The sequence below is a fragment of the Mammaliicoccus sp. F-M27 genome (genome assembly GCF_022387115.1).
Classification (GTDB): domain Bacteria; phylum Bacillota; class Bacilli; order Staphylococcales; family Staphylococcaceae; genus Mammaliicoccus; species Mammaliicoccus vitulinus.
Genome location: NZ_JAJNIE010000002.1, coordinates 105,688 through 123,676 on the forward strand (window position 1 = coordinate 105,688; position 17,989 = coordinate 123,676).

Sequence of the window (17,989 nt, forward strand, 5' to 3'; positions counted from 1 at the left end):
ATAACTAGAAAAATGTCTTTTTCTCATTTCATATTCGGATTCCATATTTTCTTTCCCAAACATATAAAAAAGCTTTTTTAGTGATTCATACTCCATTTACATCGCTCCTATTCAACATATATCGCTAATATGTTGAAATAAATAAGATTATTATATACTTATTCTTACAAGTATCAAAGCGTTAGTTTTATTTTTCAAATTCAAAACCCTCTAACCATTACGGTTAAAGGGTTTTGAATTTGAAAGCAACTATTTAGCGTATTCTTTTCGTATTTTTATACTTCATGATACTTATTAAAAGATCAGTTTCTACTATATAAGTTCGTATTAGTAATTTTACCGATATATTATTGGGGGTACTTACACACTTACAAAATGCCCCTCGACGTCTCTTCATGAGACTTATTTCTCAACGCCCAAGTTGCGTATTTTCCATATTGATATATTGTATTCTCTATTATATATTCTTCAGTTACAGATATATATTTTTTATAACTTGAATACTCTACAAAAAAGTCGAAAATTCCACGTAATGAAGGAAGTACTGGACCGTGAATCCAACCTTCAAATTCTTCGTCAATAATAGTTTCTCCGGTTAAAGTCAAGGAGGTTTTTTGTATATAATACATTAATTTATGAACTCTCGTTTCATCGCCAACTAGACTATTACCTGTAATTTCTTGATATTTACTGATTAGATTTTGAACAATAATAAAAGTTTTGTTTAGTATTATATCAGTCATAAAAACCACTCCTTTGTTTGAAATATATACCGTTAATTGTAATTTGTAAACACAAAAAGCACACACCAAGGTGGGTTTATATCTTAAGTAAAGATTTGAATTAATATTCCTATAATACTAATAACTGCTGGTACGCTAATACCTATCCAGAATTTTATTGACGTAATTTTTTCATCATTAATTTCATCTTTCAAATCAGAAACTGCTTCTTTAATTTGATGTTGAACATTATCAAACCTTGTATCTAAATGTGCTTTCTGTTCATTAAATTCTGGTCTTGTAATATAATCCATATTCATATTACCTACCTCCACTTCTTGAAAACCTAAAGTACCTGTATTTTCATTTCTTGTATAGCTTCTAGAATAATCTTTACCGTATTTTTGATATTTAGGGTGTTTGTTGATTTCATAAATTTTAGTCTTCGTCATAGAAATTGCTCATTTCATTTTGAAGAGTATCAATATCCTTTACTTCTCCATGCATTTGTTCATGCTGATAAAATGCTTGTTCTAATACATTTTTTAATTGTTTGGCTAAACTTGGATTCATTATAATTTTTTGATTGTTTAAAAATCCATTGGGAGTACTTTGTTTAAAGTTTATCATAAAATCAGTTATACTTGTTTGTACATCTAATGAATTCGCGTAAAACATTTCGTGATTTTCTTCATACATATATTCATCAATCTGATTAAATTTTAGTTCATCATTATTACGCTCCATTTAAATACACCCCTTTTTAATGTAATTAAATATATATTACATCAAAATAAGATTGCGTAAAAGATAGGACATGAAAGCGAACATGAAAAATAACCCTTTAACCATTACATTTAAAGGGTTTTGGATTTGAAAGCAACTATTTAGCGCATTCTTTTCGTATTTTTTATACTTCATGATACTTATTAACAGATTAGTTTCTACTATATAAAAGTAATCATATGATTTATAAAACTTACCCATACTTAAATATACTTTACATTAATTTTATCTCTTTGACTTTACTCTTGTAGTACCATGGTCAATTACTATGACATTCACAATTGTACTTACAGTGTACCGTGCTATTAAAGAAAAACAAAAAAATAAGCCAACTATATTAGTGGTATAGTTAGCTTGACCTAATAAGGTTCGTTTGATAATCACAGCCTGAGTGTGAGCCTTTACTCAATAGTCATCAGTTCAGCTTAAGAATCTGATGGCTATTTTTATAACATCTATATATTAACACATTATGTGCTTGATTATCAATATTAACCTAACTTGATAAATAAACATAATACAATCACGTTTCCGCTAAGAAGGCATTTAATCAATCGCCCCCTTTTCGGACATTAAAACACCTTAAAAAGACTGAACGCTATTTCAAATAATAGAGTTATAAATTATACACGAGGTATATAAATGTATTTTATTTTATGATCTACCAGCAACGATAAAGTATAGGAGAATGTAATATTGAGTATGGATTGTATTGTCTAGATAGAGTAAGTTAAACTATAGCTAATAATTGAATAAAGGAGGATAATTATGAACTTTAGAAATATTCATGCTGAAGATTATAATATTTGTGCTAAAAATTTAGTTTTAGCATATGCAGGTCCACCTTGGCATAATAAATGGACTGAACAAGAAGCATTACTTAGAATTGAAGCAACAATGAGTGGTTTTAATTCAAGAGGATATGTTATCGAAAATGAAGGTGAAATAATAGCGATGTGTATAGGTCGTATTGACTATTATTTTAGTAACTTTAATCAATTTTTTATTGATGAATTTAATGTTATACCTAATCAACAAGGATTGGGAATCGGAAAAAAATTAATGAACTTTTTTAAAGGTGAGATAAAACGAGAAAATGTAAATAAAATTTTTCTTATTACTGGTGGAGAATCAGCATCAAAATTTTATTCTAATAATAAGTTTGAAATAACGAATGATGGCTTTATGATGGAACTTGAGTTGTAATAAATAAGTATATATAAATAAAAACACCCACCAAGGTACTGAACCCCGAATGTTAGTTTTTCACTCTAACTTTCGGGGTGCAGTACCATTAATGTGGGTTTATATTTTATTGTTATTATACCTCATTTAATCCTCGCTCCTTTTTGGCCCTTAAATTTATTAAAGTATTATAAGGAAACTCAACCAGTATTTTGGCTTCTTTGATATAAATCTGAAAAGAAATTTATTATATCCATTGAGAATATACCAATTGAGCCAATTACAGTAAGTATACTTACCATTTCACTCATGTTTTTCAGATTATTCTGATATCATAGTTATTGTAGAATAAAAACTCAATATTATCCAATATTTAAAAATTAATAGGAGTGAACGGTATGAATATATTACCAATAATAGGTAAATTATTAATTGGCTTTATTGTATTACTAATTATAATGAGGTTGATGGGCAAAAGGAACCTAGCACAATTAAATGCGAGTGACGTAATATATTTACTAGTTTTTGGAGGTATAGTAGAAGAGAGTCTTTATGATGATAAAATTAAATATTGGCATGTTCTAGTATCACTTATTGCTTGGGGTTGTATTATATTTTTATTTGAATATTTACTTTATAAATCAAAAAAAGCTAGATTTCTTTTAAAAGGCGATAAAGATATTTTAATGACTGAAGGAGATATTTACACTAGGGTATTAAAGTATAATCGGCTAGAATTAGATCAAATTAGCTCTATAGCAAGAAATTACGGTATCTTTGACTTAAGTGAAATTAAAAATATGTATATTGAAAGCCATGGTGGTTTTACTATAGAAAAATATGATAATAAATATCCACTTACAGAGCATGATTATCACATTTATGAGTTAGTGAAAAACAAATCTATAAATAAAGCAGCCTTAAAAGTATTAACCAAGATGAAAATTGGTTATATAAGCAATTAAATAAAAGAGAAATTAAAGATATAGATAATGTCTTTTATGCTGATTGGTCATTTGACAGAGGTATACACATAATTAAATACAAATAAAGATAGAATATTAATTAATGTTAAACATTATCAAAACTTGTATCTAAATATTCTTTGTATTCATTGAATTCTACTCTGGTAATATAGTCCATACAATAATCATAAAAAAACAACCCTCTAACCATTACGGTTAAAGGGTTTTGAATTTGAAAGGAACTATTTTGCGTATTCTGTTCGTATTTTTCTACACTTCATGATACTTATTAAATGACGAGTTTCTACTATATAAATGCAATTATTTGATTTATATAAATAAACTATACTTAATTATACTTTGTATTATCCTCGCCCTTTTTTTGGCCCTTAAAACACCTATAAAATCAGAATGTTCGTTAGTATAATGGAATTACAAATTATACGTACTGAAGTTGTAATAAGAGAATTTAAAATGTATTAACGAAAAAATTATTTTATGATCCACCAGCAACAATTAAGTATTGGGAAGATGGATATTACAAAATGACAAAGTAGTTAAATTGAATCTGAATTCTATTGTAGCGAAAGAATCCAGATAACAACTTTTTTACTTATATATACTATTTAAAATTGGGTATATAATCAGTATGTAATTAATAAATTAGGAGTGTATAAATTGAAATATAAAATTTCTTTTCAAAAACCATTAGTTTCAGATTACCTTCATTTGATAAAAATATGTGATTTGATTATCAAAGATGAAAAAGCTATATATATTGGATTAGAAAACGCATTGTTTAATGTCACAATTTACGACAAAGAAAAACTTATTGCTATGGGAAGAATTGTAGGAGATGGCGCTACTGTTTTTCATATTATAGATGTAGCTGTTCACACAGCTTATCAAAAGCAGGGACTTGGAAAATTAGTTATGGATCATATTATGTCTTATATAGAAGAAAATAGTTTTAAAGGAACTTATGTTAATTTAATATCTGAAACACCTGCAAACTATTTATATGAAAAATATGGATTTAAATATGTTAGAGAAGATACACCTGCAATGTTTATTGAATACTAATATTATTAAATCTGTTCTAATACGATACTGTGATTCCATCAATCAAGGGTGTAATTATGTTTCATGCTAAGAGGATTGAACCCTAAAAATAATTAAAGCACTTAAAAAACTGGTTAGAATGAAGAGAAAATTCACAAAAAATTAGATTCAAATATCGAAGAAGAGATTGTTCATGTGACAGATTAAAAATATAGACGAGATAACAAGAGAATAAAATATACCACACATAAAACAGGTGGTATATTTTTACTTTATTCAGTTTTATAAACTTGAACTTCATCTTCATCATAAGCATCTACACTATGGTCAATAAATACATGGGTTTTTAAGTAAATTTTGTTATTTTCAACATCTATATCATGATTTTCAAGTTTGAATTGAAAAGGTACTGTTTCTACTTCTTTAGCTGCAACTGTAAATTCTCCAGCATATATGTATGTATCCAATTCATTTTCTATTTCTGAAAATTGACTTGTTTTATCGTCATTTTTGAATTCTCTCTATTAATATAATTTCAATTTTATTAACTTTTTGATCAGCATTCCCACCTTTTAGTATAACGACACCTTTAATCAAATCATTCTCATAATTTACATTGTTTTCGATACGTGTGTCTGCACTTATTGTACCTACACCAATTGAAGTTAGCAAATTATTGAACATAAATACCGCTCCCTATTTTATTCAAATAAATTATAACACAAAAAATACCACCACTTCATAACTTGTCTGCTTAAAAAGGTATAGGGCGTAGTCGTTTATAATAAAAAAATAATCATAACAAGCCAATCATTAAATTTGGGTCAGTAATAATAAAAAGTTATCAACCACAAAACTTAATACAACAAGTATAAAACCTCTTTTTTGGCAATATAATAATTTAATTTCAAATAAATTATCTTTTGTTAATTTAAAAGAAGTTTGTTAATGATTAGGTCTGACGCTTAATAATATTCCAGGTATTAAAAAACTCACAAATGCTGGTGTAATTAGAAAACAACTTATTAACGAAATTAACGAAAAACTATAAAGAATACACTGTATTCATACTTTTTCATTATTTCCACCTTCTCGCTTATTAACTTTATAATGTTATTTCCTCTATAAATAAAATTAATCAAAAACCCATCTATCCTTACTAATTAGAGTTTATTTATATAAAAACATAGAAAGTATTGTGGAGATAGAGTAAGAGCATCCGTTTAAAAAACAGATGCACTTTAATACAATGTATGCTTTTGTGGATTTATTTCTTAAATAAAAATATTTTGTTAATTTTCATCTTTATATTTCGAATTCTTAGCATAAAGTCTCATTGGCATTAATATAGAGTAACCTAATAGTAATCCCCCTACAGACGAAACTTGAAACGATAGATCAAATGTTTTAGTTAAACCAACATAACTTATAAAACAAGCTATTAAAAATATAAAAATAAAATTAAATATTACATTTTTTTTAGATAAATACAAAATTACACTTCCTTTATTTGTAAAATATGATAATAATAGGTTGTACCTCAATTATACATATAAAGGAGTTTAATATCTATGAAATTTAAGAAATCACACAAAATTGGTTTATCATTAGTACTTACTACTAGTATTTTAACGCCGTATGCAAGTGAAGCATTTGCTGAAGGTAATCAGACTAACAGTGAAAACACTCAAAGTAACTCTACTTTACCAGGTTTTGAAAATATTGAATTTTTACCTATGGAAACATACACTCAAGATGAAAATGGTATTACTACTTATGCAGCAAGACAAGCCACTAAAACTATCAAGACTGGTAAATATGTTAAAAAGCAAGGTTATATGACTAATGCGCAGTTGAGGAAATATGTAAAATATGTTGACAAACAAAAGAGTAGATTAAGCTGGGCTTCTATGGTAACAGGATTTGCTCCATTCTTCTCAGGAGTTCCGCAAGGGGTTTTGATGCAATTTTTAGGAAATGCCAATAATTTTGAAATTGTTAAGAAAAAAGCTTATGCTGGATATGGCATGGGTTGGGCGCATTTATCAGCAACTGGTAAAAAGAATAGTCTATCTGTAATACCAAGAAGAGATTTTTCAAAAACTAAAATTGTTTATAAAAAATAGCATAAAAAAAGCCCACCAATTAAGGTGGGTTTAACTTTTTAATTTTGATAATGCCAGACTTTAAAGCAATAAATCACTCCTCGTCTAAATTCATAGCCTCATCAATTTCATCTAAAGAAATATCGTTTATTTTTGACAAATTTAATATAGCATTAATTGCCCATTTCTTCGTTAAACTTTTTAGTAGTTTATCATCCCATTTAGATGACTCCTTTTCTTCATCCCACGCTTTAAATAGTTGAGGTATCAGGTATGTGTATATATAGATAGCAAAATCAACAAACTCATTTTCATTTATTTCTATTTTACTTTTATCATTATCTATAAAAAATACCGAGTTTATATCAAGTAGCCCCGCTATTTGAACATCCTGATTAACAAAAATCACACCAGTTTTATTAATTTTTTGAGATTCACTAAAAGCTGATAATGCACTTGTGCTTCCTAAAATATCTTCTCCCATACTATGAGTTGTGTAAAGTTCATATTTGTCTTCTTCTAACACTTGTGAAATATCAAGCACTCTTATTTTTTCAGTTTCAAATTCAATTTCTTCAACTTTATCTTTTTTATAAAGTAACCAATAAAAAAATTTACTATCTATTTCATAATTATCTACCTTATTATATTTTACCTTACCCCAAATATCTTTTTCATTAGGGTTATTTCTATATTTCATCAACTTGTTTCGTACTTTAGATTCATCAGTTGAATTCACTTTTAAAACCACATAAATAGCCTCTTTAATTTCAAAAAAACATGCCTCACATGAATGATTAAAAACCCTTGATTCTCTCGGTAATACCTTACCGTTAACAATGGCTCTTTCCTCACTCAAATTAGTCTCAAATAATCCTTTTGTATATATATATTTTATATTTTCTAAGTCATTATTATTGCCATCACAATTTTTCTTATGATTTTTAATTTCTAATTTATTACTTCCATCCGGATTTATCCATTTATTATTTAAGGTTTTATCATTTTCCTCAATTTCATAACCATCTAGATACTTAATTTTTTGATTATAATTTTTATTGAGTAGCTCTAAAACTTTTTCTAAAGTTAATTCTTTTTTTCTATCTTCCAAATAGTGAATCTATCTATATTTTTACTCATTTTTTACTCCTGTTCATATATGTATATTTTATGATCAAAGTTGTTTTTATCAATTTTTTCTTTCTTGGAATAAACAATATGGGTACTTAATTTATGAGGTGATTTGTTGTTAGAGATTGAACTACTAACCCTAATAGGAAAGAAAATTGCAAATAAGAACTTGATGAATAAATATATTAGATATGCTAATATTAGTATTGCTATTGCAAAGACTTCTTTATTAATTTTTGTTTTATCAGGGAAAAATTTTATTGTTATTAAAGTTAAAATAAGAGTTGCAATAACTTTTAGTCCTTCAAATAATAAGTTAGATTTCATTTTAAACACCTAAAGCGTCAAATAAGAATTTCTCATATAAGACATCCTCTATTTTTATATTCTCATCAAATTCTACAGTTACTACCCCTTTTTTATTTATTCTATAACAATTTTTATTTATCTCAACTCTAATACTCTTTATCTCAAATTCATTATATTTAATTTCCTCCAAAATTTCCTCAACTTTTTCTGAATTTTTTTCTATTATATATTGAGTAATATTATCAGAAAGTTCCTCATTATTTCCAACTTCAATAGAAAGAATTTTTAGATTGCTTTTTAAAATTTGCCATATCAAATTGAAGAAATTGTGCTGAGTAACGTTAATAGGAAGAAAATTTTCATTTTCAAGATAATATCTCTTATTAAAATCTGCGAATGAAATAGGAATGGCTCTATCATTAAAATTTGTTCCAATGTTATCCAATTTTTTTAGATTTTCTACAACAAGGAAATTTTTTTTAATATTCATTTTAATTGCCACCTTTCATATTATTAAAATAAATGATTTTGGGGTTTATTTTTACATTACCCTTTTTTTGTTTAATTAAATTTATATTACACTAAAAATCTATTAAACAAAAGATAAACTGTTAAATTGAATATAAAAATAACCCCATCACACAAAGTGACAGGGCCAGTAATGGAATGTTTATTATGAAACAGTCTTTTATAATATTACATCATGTTCTTTTTCATAAGCTTTCATTTTTTCATAGCTTTCTTCACTTTTATCTAGAGTAACATGTAATTCATATGTTCTACTCGTACGTTCATCTATTGAGAGATAAGTCTTTACATCAATCCCGGCAAAAACTTTTCTATAGATATCAATAATTTCCTTATCTGCGTCTGTTACAGGTAAATTAAGTATCTCAGAATATGGATAATAAGGTTCGCTATTAAAATAATCACTCACTAAATCATGTAATAATCTATTACAATAGCTTGATTGATTACTTTGAAATTCAATAAAATGTTCTTCTGGATCAAATAATAAATCATATATCTTTTTATGTTTTAAAGCCTGATACAATTCATTTAAGCAATGATTTGTATCATTACTTATGCTCGTAACTCTTTCTTCTGCTTTTTCTTTTTTAGCCCCAAAAAAAGTCGTATGTTTCCCATTCAAATGTACATTATTAAAATAATTTTGCAGCTCTTCTTTAAAATCTCCATATAAATCAGAACCGAAATCTACTTCGTAGTCATAGAAATGAAAAAACATACAGTACCAATCTATATAAAACTCAACATATCCTTTATTTTCCAAGTGTAAGCCCTCCTGCAGAACTTGTCACATTCCCTGCACCAGCTGTCGTAACATATTGAACATTAGCTCGGAAGCCAAAGTACTTTTTCTTTCCTGTATGACTTACAGGTATCGTAATTCCCATTGATTTACCGCTACCTTTAATTTTGGTTTTAGTCCACTTTTTACCTCCACCAGTTACTCTAGCATTTGCACTTTTAAAATTTTTCCTAAATGATGTTAAATGTAAAACTACTTTACCTTTAGTACTAGAGACTTTTTTAGATGCTCCTACCATCGATACTACGTTTACTCCACCTTTCGCTCTTGTTGTGATTTCGTTACTAGCAGTATTTTCTTTTTCTATATAATCTGTCTTATAAAATAAATCATTCTCATCAAAACCATTTTCCATAAAAAATTGCTGACTTTCTATAGGTAATTCATCTAAACTTAATTCTTCTTGCTCTGTAGCTTGAGCTTCATTATTTATTACACCGAAAATACTAAGTAATAAAATGAATGAAACACTAATCAAAATTAACTTTCTCAACATAATAATCACCTCTGTTTAAATTTGATAAGGTTTATAATTATGATTTATGTATATTAACCTTATTCTTTAATTATTATATACATAATATAGACAAAAAATCTATGCAATTTACAAATATTTACTATAATGCAAAAATAACCCCACTCTACAAATAAGAATGGGGTTTGTGTGTATGAACTACCTAGCTGGTAAACTAAATAGAGTAAATATATAACACTATTTCTTACTTGTAATCTTCAAGTCAAACCATAATTTGGTTTCTTTTTCTAACTTCTCATCTTTGTGTGTAATAGGTCCTAACGCACAGTAAAAACGACCAGCTTTAGGGTTAGTTGGGTATTCAAACTCCGCCCACCAGTAGCCATCTTTTTTAGTAACTGAGAAGAAGTTAATATATTGACCTGCCAAAATATTGTTTGATGATGGTAATTCTGGTTCGTTTAAACCAGGTTTCTTCTTAGCTGCGATTGGTGATACACCTTTCTTAGCAGTTGCTTTACCAGACCATTTCCACGTTGTTTTTTTACCGCCATTATAATAATGTTTAATACGAGAAATGAAATAATCTTTTAACTTATTTCGATTAGCTAATGTATCTGGTGCACCTTTTCCAACATGCATATCCCAAGAACGATGTGGGCATGATGTGCCAAAATACTGTCTGTGAAGATTAACTGTCGTACGATTGACTGCTAAGCCATATGATTTCATTACAGCTGCTACTACTTTAAATGTTGCCTCTTCATTTAATTTGAACTGGGCATCTGTTAAACCAGCTGCTGGGTGTGATTGAGTAATTTCGAAACCAATCAAATTACTATTAGCCCAGTTATTACCACAATGCCATTCTACATAATCTGTTGGATGATACCAAAGTGTTTCATCTTTATTAACATAAACTGAAGCCCAACCATTAACATGTGTCCCATTTTGTTCTCTAGTGTATAGCCACGGTAAATATTGATTAGGTGTCATTGAACCGTAATCGTTGTGAATAACAATACCTGCTATACTTGCTTTTTTACCTGTTAATTTACTACCTTTAATGTGTTTTGAATAAATGTTTTTCATTATAAATACTCTCCTTTATTTTTAGTTTTTTCTTGGCTATAACTGCACTGTCATAACCAAGGCATAATAAAAAGCCGACTATTTAGCCGACTTAATTAATATCTTGCTCTTTATTATGTTTAGTTGTGAATTCTTCTTTAATTTCTTGCTTTACTGTTGAACCTTTATCACTTTTAATAACTTGCAATTTTTCAGCTATTTCCTTTGGAACTAATACGCCCATTTCAGCACAATTTTCTACAATACTTAATCCTTCATTCGCAATATAATAGAATATCGTAATCATTAACAAACCACTGTTTAGTCCCAATATTTGATCGATAATATTTTCTAAAACGATAATACAAAAAATCAGCATCTTTCTTGCAAATCCAAACATAGACTTTCGACTCCACAATGATTTGTTCTTTACGGCTTTAGATAATCCTGTAATAATATCTAGGATCATCAATATCATCAGAAACCACATAAGCTTGATGTCTCCTGCATAGATGAATGTATGAAATGCTTCTGACTCTGTAAATTTCACTATAATTTCCTCCATTTCCTCACTCCTTTATCGTCTTTCAATCTATATAAAAAGACACTGAAATTAATCAGTGCCTTGTGATTTATTCATTTTCATCTACATATACTGGATATTCTTCTCCAGTAATTTCTTGATAGTTTCGTTTTGTTAGAGAGCCATTATCCACTAACAATTTTATTGTGAAATTTGTATATATCCCTGCATCATACATGTATTGCACATCAGGAACGAGTATCGGGTTGCCTGGTATTTCAGCGCTTTGTCTAATATGAGCAATCTGAAATAAAATATCGCCTACATATTTGAGTAGACGATGATTGTGCGTTTCTATTTTATTGCTACGTTCAATAAAAAGTTTCAGTTTTTCATTTTGTGAATTTATCGCTTCTTCTAATATTGCTAAGTCACTATTTTTTAAAGGGGGTTCTGCACCAATCCATCTTTGATATTCCCGATCAAAATAAAATGGTTGCCATATCCCAGGATAAGGTGGTATTTCAGTGTAAGGCTCATTTGGATAATCCCAATCACTAATAACATTTCTAGGTGTGCCGTCATACAAATATACTGTTTTGGCCATTCTAATTACCTCCTAAATCATCTATTATCCAAGTGAATTCGCCGTATATATAGTGGCCTGGTAACCACTTAGAAGTATCATTTAAATTACAATAAAATTTTAATGTACCATCTAGATCAACTAACATAACCGCTGGATTCATACTTACTGGTGTTCGTATATAAAAATTTTGAACCTTAGGACACATATGTTTTGGTATGGACCCAAAGGCTGTTTGTGTAACAACATTATTCACATTTACTCTTAAATGCGCAATCTTTACACCATTAACTGTTCTTACACGATATTGACATTGTAAAGCTGTAGGGTCATCAGTTTGGCGTTTTGTAGCATCATTCATAATCTCCCAATCAACCCAACCTGTATCACTATTGAGCGCTTCAAACTCTTCAGCATCTTGTACTCTTTTCCAACCTTTAAATGCGTTAGACTCAACACCATCTGTATGAACAGTTGCATGATATTCAGTATTTAAATGACTCATTATAAGCCTAAATTGTTTACGTCCATTGTTACCCTCGTATACGTCTATTTCAGCATAGTATGATTTGCCATTTGGCTCTTGAGGTGCGTTAACAAGAAAGGCATCAGACGGTACAACACATTCATATAATCCAGGTTTTAAGGCTAGTAAATCATTGTACTCCGAATTTTCTACACCAATTGAACCTAGCGACTTACGTTTGTTTACTTCTGGATTTAGCAATTCCCAATCAGACCAAGTGCTAACTTCTTTTCTCTTAATGTATACTTTACAAATTCTTGAGGAACTATATGTAATGAAATTAACTGCTAATAATATTGATAATAGACGACATTATTTATTTATGTACTATATTGTTGAGTTTTTATCATTAAATGGAATGAGAATAGGAGAATTGTTAGCCATTGAAAACGAAAACGTGGATTTAATTAACAAAAAATTAACTATAGATGGCACTATACAACGAAAAGCAAATTCTAAAGGTCAGTATGGCGTAAAGGATACTACTAAAAACCTTAGCAGTTATAGAACGATAGATTTAACAAATCGCAGTTGTGAAATTTTAAAATCATGTATGTTGGAAAATAAAAAAGCTATTCAATGGGATACCAGGTATACAGACAGGAATTTTATTTTCACCAATTATCGAGGTAACCCTATATATTTTCATAGAGTCAATGAAGCACTTGAAAAAGCTAGAATTAATCTGAATATAAAAAATAAAATCACTACACATACTCTCAGACATACTCATATATCATTTCTAACACAAATGGGTATATCATTAAAAACAATTATGGATAGAGTTGGACATAGTGATTATAGAACTACTCTAGGAATTTATACCCACGTAACAAATCAGATGAAAAACGAGCTGATAAATAAGCTTGAGGACATAGAGCAAAAAGAATTATTATAATCAATCGGCCCTTTTTTGGCCCTTATTTTCACTAAATCATAAAAAAATAACCCTCTAACCATTACGGTTAAAGGGTTTTGAATTTGAAAGCAACTATTTTGCGTATTCTGTTGCTCTCATCTCCCGGACAACTGTCACTTTAATATGCCCTGGATATTGTAACTCGCCTTCTATTTGATCTTTGATATCTCTTGCTATCCTATGTGCTTTCAAGTCATCAATATCTTCAGGGGAAACGATTACTCTAATTTCTCTACCTGCTTGTATAGCAAAGGCTTTTTCTACGCCTTGATAACCTTCTGATATTTCTTCTAATCTTTCTAAACGTTTCACATAGTTTTCTAACGTTTCACGTCTAGCTCCTGGTCTTGCAGCACTTAATGCATCTGCTCCAGCTACCAATATAGAAATAACTGATGTTGGATCTACATCCCCATGATGTGAGTGTATTGCATTTATGACTGTATCATGTTCATGATATTTCTTTGCAAGTTCTACCCCTATTTCAACATGGCTACCTTCAACTTCGTGATCAATAGCTTTACCAATATCATGTAATAAACCTGCGCGTTTTGCTAAAGTGACGTCTTCACCTAGTTCAGCTGCTAACATTCCTGAAAGTTGTGCAACTTCAATAGAGTGTTTCAGTACACTTTGCCCATAACTTGTACGATATTTCATGCGTCCTAAAATTTTAACCAATTCTGGATGTAAGTTATGAATACCTAATTCAAAGGTAGCTTGTTCACCTGATTCTCTCATCAGTTCATCTACTTCTCTTCTCGCTTTTTCAACCATATCTTCAATTCTACCTGGATGAATACGTCCATCAGATACTAAATTAGTTAAAGCTGTCTTAGCGATTTCTCTACGAATTGGATCAAATCCAGATAAAATAACTGCTTCTGGTGTATCATCTATAATTAAATCTACGCCTGTCAATGTTTCTAAAGTACGTATATTTCGACCTTCACGACCTATAATACGACCTTTCATTTCATCGTTAGGGAGATTAACAACTGATACCGTTGACTCAGAAGTATGATCTGCAGCTAATCTTTGAACAGTAATAGCTAACAGTTCTTTTGCTTTCTTATCTACATTTGTTTTTAGTTCACGTTCTTTTTCTTTTACAAGTACAGCAATATCATGTGACAGTTCTTCTTCAACTTGTGAAAATTGCTCTTTACGAGCCTCATCACGTGTTAGTCCGGAGATGCGTTCTAGTTCTTGCTCATGTTTCGTTATTATGTCTTGAACATTACTCTCTTTTGCATCTACCTGTTGTTGTCGCTCTTCAATTTTAGCTTCTTTGTTTTCTAGAATTTCATCTTTTTTGTCTAAAAGATCAGATTTGCGCTCTAAGTTCTCTTCTTTTTGAAGTAATCTTGCTTCTTGCTTTTGTAGGTCACTTCTTCTCTCTCGAATTTCACTATCAAGATGATCTCTAATTTGTTGATTTTCTTCTTTCGCTTCAATCAACTTTTCTTTCTTTAGGCTCTCAGCTTCTTTATTAGCCTCACTTATTATATAGTGAGCAGACTGACGGGCTTGATCTTGCTTTTTAGTTAAGCTATTATGTGCGAAAAAGTATCCTACAACAACACCTAGAATAACTCCTAGCAAAATGAGTAAGAGGGTTAATAAGTCCACATAAACACCTCCTTCTATCTAGGTTATACGTCTTATATATACAAAAATATGATTAAATGGAACAATGGAATCATACAACTCAATTGTACGTTTAAATTTGTACAAGTGTCAAGAACATCAACTTTATTTTTATTACTCTTTCATAAAAAAACATTCTATCAATCAACTTTAAAAAAGTGATTAATAGAATGTTTCAATTTATAGAGATTTACAATTTAATCTAATAAAGTTTCTTGCTCTTTATCTGACTTATCTGCTTTGTCATCTTTTTTAGATTTATCGTCTTTTTTAGCTTCTTCTTTCTTTTTACCGTTGAAGCCTAATTTGTCTCTTAAAATACCATCAATTTCTTCAGTAATTTTTGGATTTTCTTTTAGATACGTTTTAACATTTTCTTTACCTTGACCCATACGCTCACCATTGTATGAATACCAAGCACCAGATTTATCGACAATATCAAACTCAACGGCTAAGTCGATTAATTCACCTTCACGTGAAATACCTTCACCATACATGATATCTACTTCTGCAATTCTAAATGGAGGTGCAACTTTATTTTTAACAACTTTAATTTTAGTACGGTTACCTACTATTTCTTGTCCTTGTTTCAATTGTTCAGCACGACGTACTTCTAAACGAACAGAACTATAGAATTTAAGTGCACGTCCACCTGGTGTTATTTCAGGATTACCGAACATTACGCCAACTTTTTCACGAATTTGGTTAATAAATACAGCAGTTGTATTAGATTTAGAAATAGCTGCTGATAATTTACGTAAAGCTTGACTCATTAATCTTGCTTGTAAACCAACATGAGTATCTCCCATTTCACCTTCAATTTCAGCTTTAGGTGTTAATGCAGCAACTGAGTCGATGATTACGATATCTACAGCACCACTACGTACAAAAGCTTCAGCGATTTCTAACCCTTGCTCTCCGTGGTCTGGCTGTGATAAGTATAGGTTATCAATATCTACGCCTAAGTTCTTAGCATAAACAGGATCTAATGCGTGTTCAGCATCAATGAAAGCAGCTAAACCCCCTTGTCGTTGTACTTCAGCAATAGCATGTAATGCTACAGTTGTTTTACCAGAACTTTCTGGTCCGTAAATTTCTATAATACGTCCATTAGGATATCCACCAACACCTAATGCTTTATCAAGTGTGATAGAACCACTTGAAACTGCAGATACTTCTCTACTTGTATTATCCCCTAGCTTCATTACTGCCCCTTTACCAAAGGATTTTTCCATATTCTTTATTACTGTATCGAGTGCTTTCTGACGGTCGTTCACGCGATAACCTCCTATATATATAAAATGAATTTACTTGTTTAATTAGCTATTATTACTATATATGTTTTCATGCTAAATTGCAAGTATAAAGCGAATATTTGTTCGTGTTTTTACACGCATTTTTTCAATATATGCGAACATAGGTACCGATTTTATTTAATTATGAATCCTGTCGTAAAAGATTTAAATATTCAATAAGGGCTATATTACTTATTCTATCGCGTTTTCCAGCATATGATTGACTTAAAGACGAAATAAATATTTTGCTTTTTTGCATATGTGATATATAAACTGTAGATTCTTTATCATTCTGTGATAGAACAATGATACTATCAACTTCAAATGCCTCTTTTAACTTGTTTGCTATTTCTTCAGTTGAGTCTTGTTCAGAAATATTAAGCACACGATCAGACCAATCATTTTTAACGATGTATGCTTTTAAGTATGCTTTATGATGTTCACTCAGTTTAAGTCTTGAATACAAAATACCATCAGTAATTTCATCATATATGACAAATGATTGATTTAATTCATTGAATACAGCTTCCTCAATCGTTAAATCATCACTCCCATAATAATATTCGCCAATTCTATTTAAGATTTCTGCTTTTACTGGCTTTATTAATTCAATCGCTTGTTGTTTCGTATTTGCATTTGCAGTAATTCGTAAAGACACCTCATGTTGACCTGCTAGTGGCGCTATCGTAGGATTTGTTTGTTGATCAATTAAATCCATCAATTCTGTTTCTAAACTCGATTCACCAATACCGGCAAATTTTAATGATTCAGAGAAGATAACACGTTCCTCATTTAAGAAATATGGTACAAGATATTGATTAACCATAGGCTGAAGTTCTTTCGGAGGACCTGGTAACAATACAACTTTTTTATCGTCAACCTCTAAATACATACCTGGTGCCATACCAAAATCATTATTTAATACCTCACTACCTTCGATTACAAGCGCTTGTTGTCTATTATTAGGCGTCATAGTTCGATTTTCTCTTTTAAAATATTGCTCTATATGATCCATAGATTGTTTATTCGTTTCAAGATTTTTATCCAGCACTTGAGCAACAGTTTGTTTCGTTAAATCATCTTTAGTTGGACCTAAACCACCAGTGAGAATGACAACATCATGGTTTGCCAATTCTTCTTTAAAAGTTTTTTCTAATCTTGCAGGATTATCGCCAACTGCAACATGCCTCATAACACTTGCGCCAAGTCCATTTAAAACTTTAGAAATAAATTGAGCGTTCGTATTCGCAATTTGTCCTAATAAAATTTCAGTACCAACGCTTAAAATGCTCACTTTCATAAATATACCTCCTACAGAAAAACCTACAAACTCAATGTTGTAGGTT

General features: G+C 29.8%; 20 protein-coding genes and 2 pseudogenes. 6 read left to right on the forward strand and 16 right to left on the reverse strand.

Annotated elements, in window-relative coordinates; all coding sequences use genetic code 11:
- Positions 1–383 precede the first annotated feature (383 nt).
- The 3 genes and pseudogenes from LQ598_RS02880 to LQ598_RS02890 all read right to left on the reverse strand — a co-directional run.
- Positions 384–743 (reverse strand): annotated as a pseudogene (locus tag LQ598_RS02880) (Panacea domain-containing protein); the annotation flags it as partial.
- An 83-nt stretch (positions 744–826) separates the two neighbouring features.
- Positions 827–1,174, reverse strand: coding sequence for a hypothetical protein (locus LQ598_RS02885; protein WP_107537537.1), 348 nt, complete (start codon positions 1,172–1,174; stop codon positions 827–829).
- Complete coding sequence (locus LQ598_RS02890) at positions 1,161–1,469, reverse strand: DUF3467 domain-containing protein (protein ID WP_107557184.1); 309 nt, start codon at positions 1,467–1,469, stop codon at positions 1,161–1,163. The genes LQ598_RS02885 and LQ598_RS02890 overlap by 14 nt, the downstream gene beginning before the upstream one ends.
- 807 nt (positions 1,470–2,276) lie before the next feature.
- Here LQ598_RS02890 and LQ598_RS02895 point away from each other — a divergent pair.
- The 3 genes and pseudogenes from LQ598_RS02895 to LQ598_RS02905 all read left to right on the forward strand — a co-directional run bounded on the left by LQ598_RS02895 (position 2,277) and on the right by LQ598_RS02905 (position 4,741).
- Positions 2,277–2,714 carry a GNAT family N-acetyltransferase gene (locus LQ598_RS02895; RefSeq protein WP_107537520.1) on the forward strand — a complete coding sequence of 146 codons (438 nt, stop codon included), beginning with the start codon at positions 2,277–2,279 and terminating at the stop codon, positions 2,712–2,714.
- Positions 2,715–3,091: 377 nt separating this feature from the next.
- Positions 3,092–3,744 (forward strand): annotated as a pseudogene (locus tag LQ598_RS02900) (DUF421 domain-containing protein).
- A gap of 592 nt (positions 3,745–4,336) precedes the next feature.
- Positions 4,337–4,741, forward strand: a complete 405-nt coding sequence (locus tag LQ598_RS02905) for a GNAT family N-acetyltransferase (protein ID WP_107557412.1) — start codon at positions 4,337–4,339, stop codon at positions 4,739–4,741.
- Positions 4,742–4,992: 251 nt separating this feature from the next.
- Here LQ598_RS02905 and LQ598_RS13755 read toward each other — a convergent pair whose 3' ends face one another.
- On the reverse strand, positions 4,993–5,199 hold the full coding sequence (locus tag LQ598_RS13755; protein WP_107557413.1) for a sporulation protein: 207 nt from the start codon (positions 5,197–5,199) through the stop codon (positions 4,993–4,995).
- Between the two features lie 25 nt (positions 5,200–5,224).
- Positions 5,225–5,404, reverse strand: a complete 180-nt coding sequence (locus LQ598_RS13760) for a sporulation protein (RefSeq protein WP_107537563.1) — start codon at positions 5,402–5,404, stop codon at positions 5,225–5,227.
- A gap of 887 nt (positions 5,405–6,291) precedes the next feature.
- Between LQ598_RS13760 and LQ598_RS02915 the strand changes: the two genes are divergently transcribed.
- Positions 6,292–6,846, forward strand: a complete 555-nt coding sequence (locus tag LQ598_RS02915; RefSeq protein ID WP_107537505.1) for a hypothetical protein — start codon at positions 6,292–6,294, stop codon at positions 6,844–6,846.
- A 73-nt stretch (positions 6,847–6,919) separates the two neighbouring features.
- On the opposite strand, the gene LQ598_RS02920 is transcribed toward LQ598_RS02915, so the two are convergent.
- On the reverse strand, positions 6,920–7,936 hold the full coding sequence (locus tag LQ598_RS02920) for a hypothetical protein (RefSeq protein WP_107557416.1): 1,017 nt from the start codon (positions 7,934–7,936) through the stop codon (positions 6,920–6,922).
- Positions 7,937–8,071: 135 nt separating this feature from the next.
- Here LQ598_RS02920 and LQ598_RS02925 point away from each other — a divergent pair, with 135 nt between their 5' ends.
- Complete coding sequence (locus LQ598_RS02925) at positions 8,072–8,296, forward strand: hypothetical protein (protein ID WP_142396893.1); 225 nt, start codon at positions 8,072–8,074, stop codon at positions 8,294–8,296.
- Here the strand turns inward: LQ598_RS02925 and LQ598_RS02930 are convergent.
- The 7 genes from LQ598_RS02930 to LQ598_RS02960 all read right to left on the reverse strand — a co-directional run bounded on the left by LQ598_RS02930 (position 8,285) and on the right by LQ598_RS02960 (position 12,980).
- On the reverse strand, positions 8,285–8,755 hold the full coding sequence (locus tag LQ598_RS02930; RefSeq protein ID WP_188350455.1) for a hypothetical protein: 471 nt from the start codon (positions 8,753–8,755) through the stop codon (positions 8,285–8,287). The genes LQ598_RS02925 and LQ598_RS02930 overlap by 12 nt on opposite strands.
- A 198-nt stretch (positions 8,756–8,953) precedes the next feature.
- The gene (locus LQ598_RS02935; protein WP_107537529.1) at positions 8,954–9,559 is read right to left on the reverse strand and encodes a hypothetical protein; all 606 of its coding nucleotides are present in this window, start codon (positions 9,557–9,559) and stop codon (positions 8,954–8,956) included.
- Positions 9,549–10,094, reverse strand: a complete 546-nt coding sequence (locus LQ598_RS02940) for a hypothetical protein (RefSeq protein WP_107557068.1) — start codon at positions 10,092–10,094, stop codon at positions 9,549–9,551. The genes LQ598_RS02935 and LQ598_RS02940 overlap by 11 nt, the downstream gene beginning before the upstream one ends.
- Before the next feature lie 216 nt (positions 10,095–10,310).
- Positions 10,311–11,165 (reverse strand): peptidoglycan recognition protein family protein, encoded by an 855-nt coding sequence (locus LQ598_RS02945; protein ID WP_107536970.1) that lies wholly within the window; start codon positions 11,163–11,165, stop codon positions 10,311–10,313.
- 91 nt (positions 11,166–11,256) lie between these two features.
- Positions 11,257–11,709 carry a phage holin family protein gene (locus LQ598_RS02950; protein WP_239745161.1) on the reverse strand — a complete coding sequence of 151 codons (453 nt, stop codon included), beginning with the start codon at positions 11,707–11,709 and terminating at the stop codon, positions 11,257–11,259.
- Between the two features lie 67 nt (positions 11,710–11,776).
- Positions 11,777–12,274: an XkdX family protein gene (locus LQ598_RS02955; RefSeq protein ID WP_236590382.1), complete on the reverse strand. Its 498-nt coding sequence runs from the start codon at positions 12,272–12,274 to the stop codon at positions 11,777–11,779.
- Position 12,275: 1 nt separating this feature from the next.
- The gene (locus LQ598_RS02960; RefSeq protein WP_107536972.1) at positions 12,276–12,980 is read right to left on the reverse strand and encodes a hypothetical protein; all 705 of its coding nucleotides are present in this window, start codon (positions 12,978–12,980) and stop codon (positions 12,276–12,278) included.
- Between the two features lie 73 nt (positions 12,981–13,053).
- Here LQ598_RS02960 and LQ598_RS02965 point away from each other — a divergent pair, with 73 nt between their 5' ends.
- Complete coding sequence (locus LQ598_RS02965) at positions 13,054–13,677, forward strand: site-specific integrase (protein ID WP_107536973.1); 624 nt, start codon at positions 13,054–13,056, stop codon at positions 13,675–13,677.
- Between the two features lie 93 nt (positions 13,678–13,770).
- Here the strand turns inward: LQ598_RS02965 and rny are convergent, their stop codons facing one another.
- The 3 genes from rny to LQ598_RS02980 form a co-directional block, all read right to left on the reverse strand.
- Complete coding sequence (rny, locus tag LQ598_RS02970) at positions 13,771–15,330, reverse strand: ribonuclease Y (protein ID WP_239745162.1); 1,560 nt, start codon at positions 15,328–15,330, stop codon at positions 13,771–13,773.
- 215 nt (positions 15,331–15,545) lie between these two features.
- Positions 15,546–16,583 carry a recombinase RecA gene (gene recA, locus LQ598_RS02975; protein WP_050997830.1) on the reverse strand — a complete coding sequence of 346 codons (1,038 nt, stop codon included), beginning with the start codon at positions 16,581–16,583 and terminating at the stop codon, positions 15,546–15,548.
- Positions 16,584–16,785: 202 nt separating this feature from the next.
- Positions 16,786–17,943, reverse strand: coding sequence for a CinA family nicotinamide mononucleotide deamidase-related protein (locus LQ598_RS02980; RefSeq protein ID WP_107536974.1), 1,158 nt, complete (start codon positions 17,941–17,943; stop codon positions 16,786–16,788).
- Positions 17,944–17,989 lie beyond the last annotated feature (46 nt).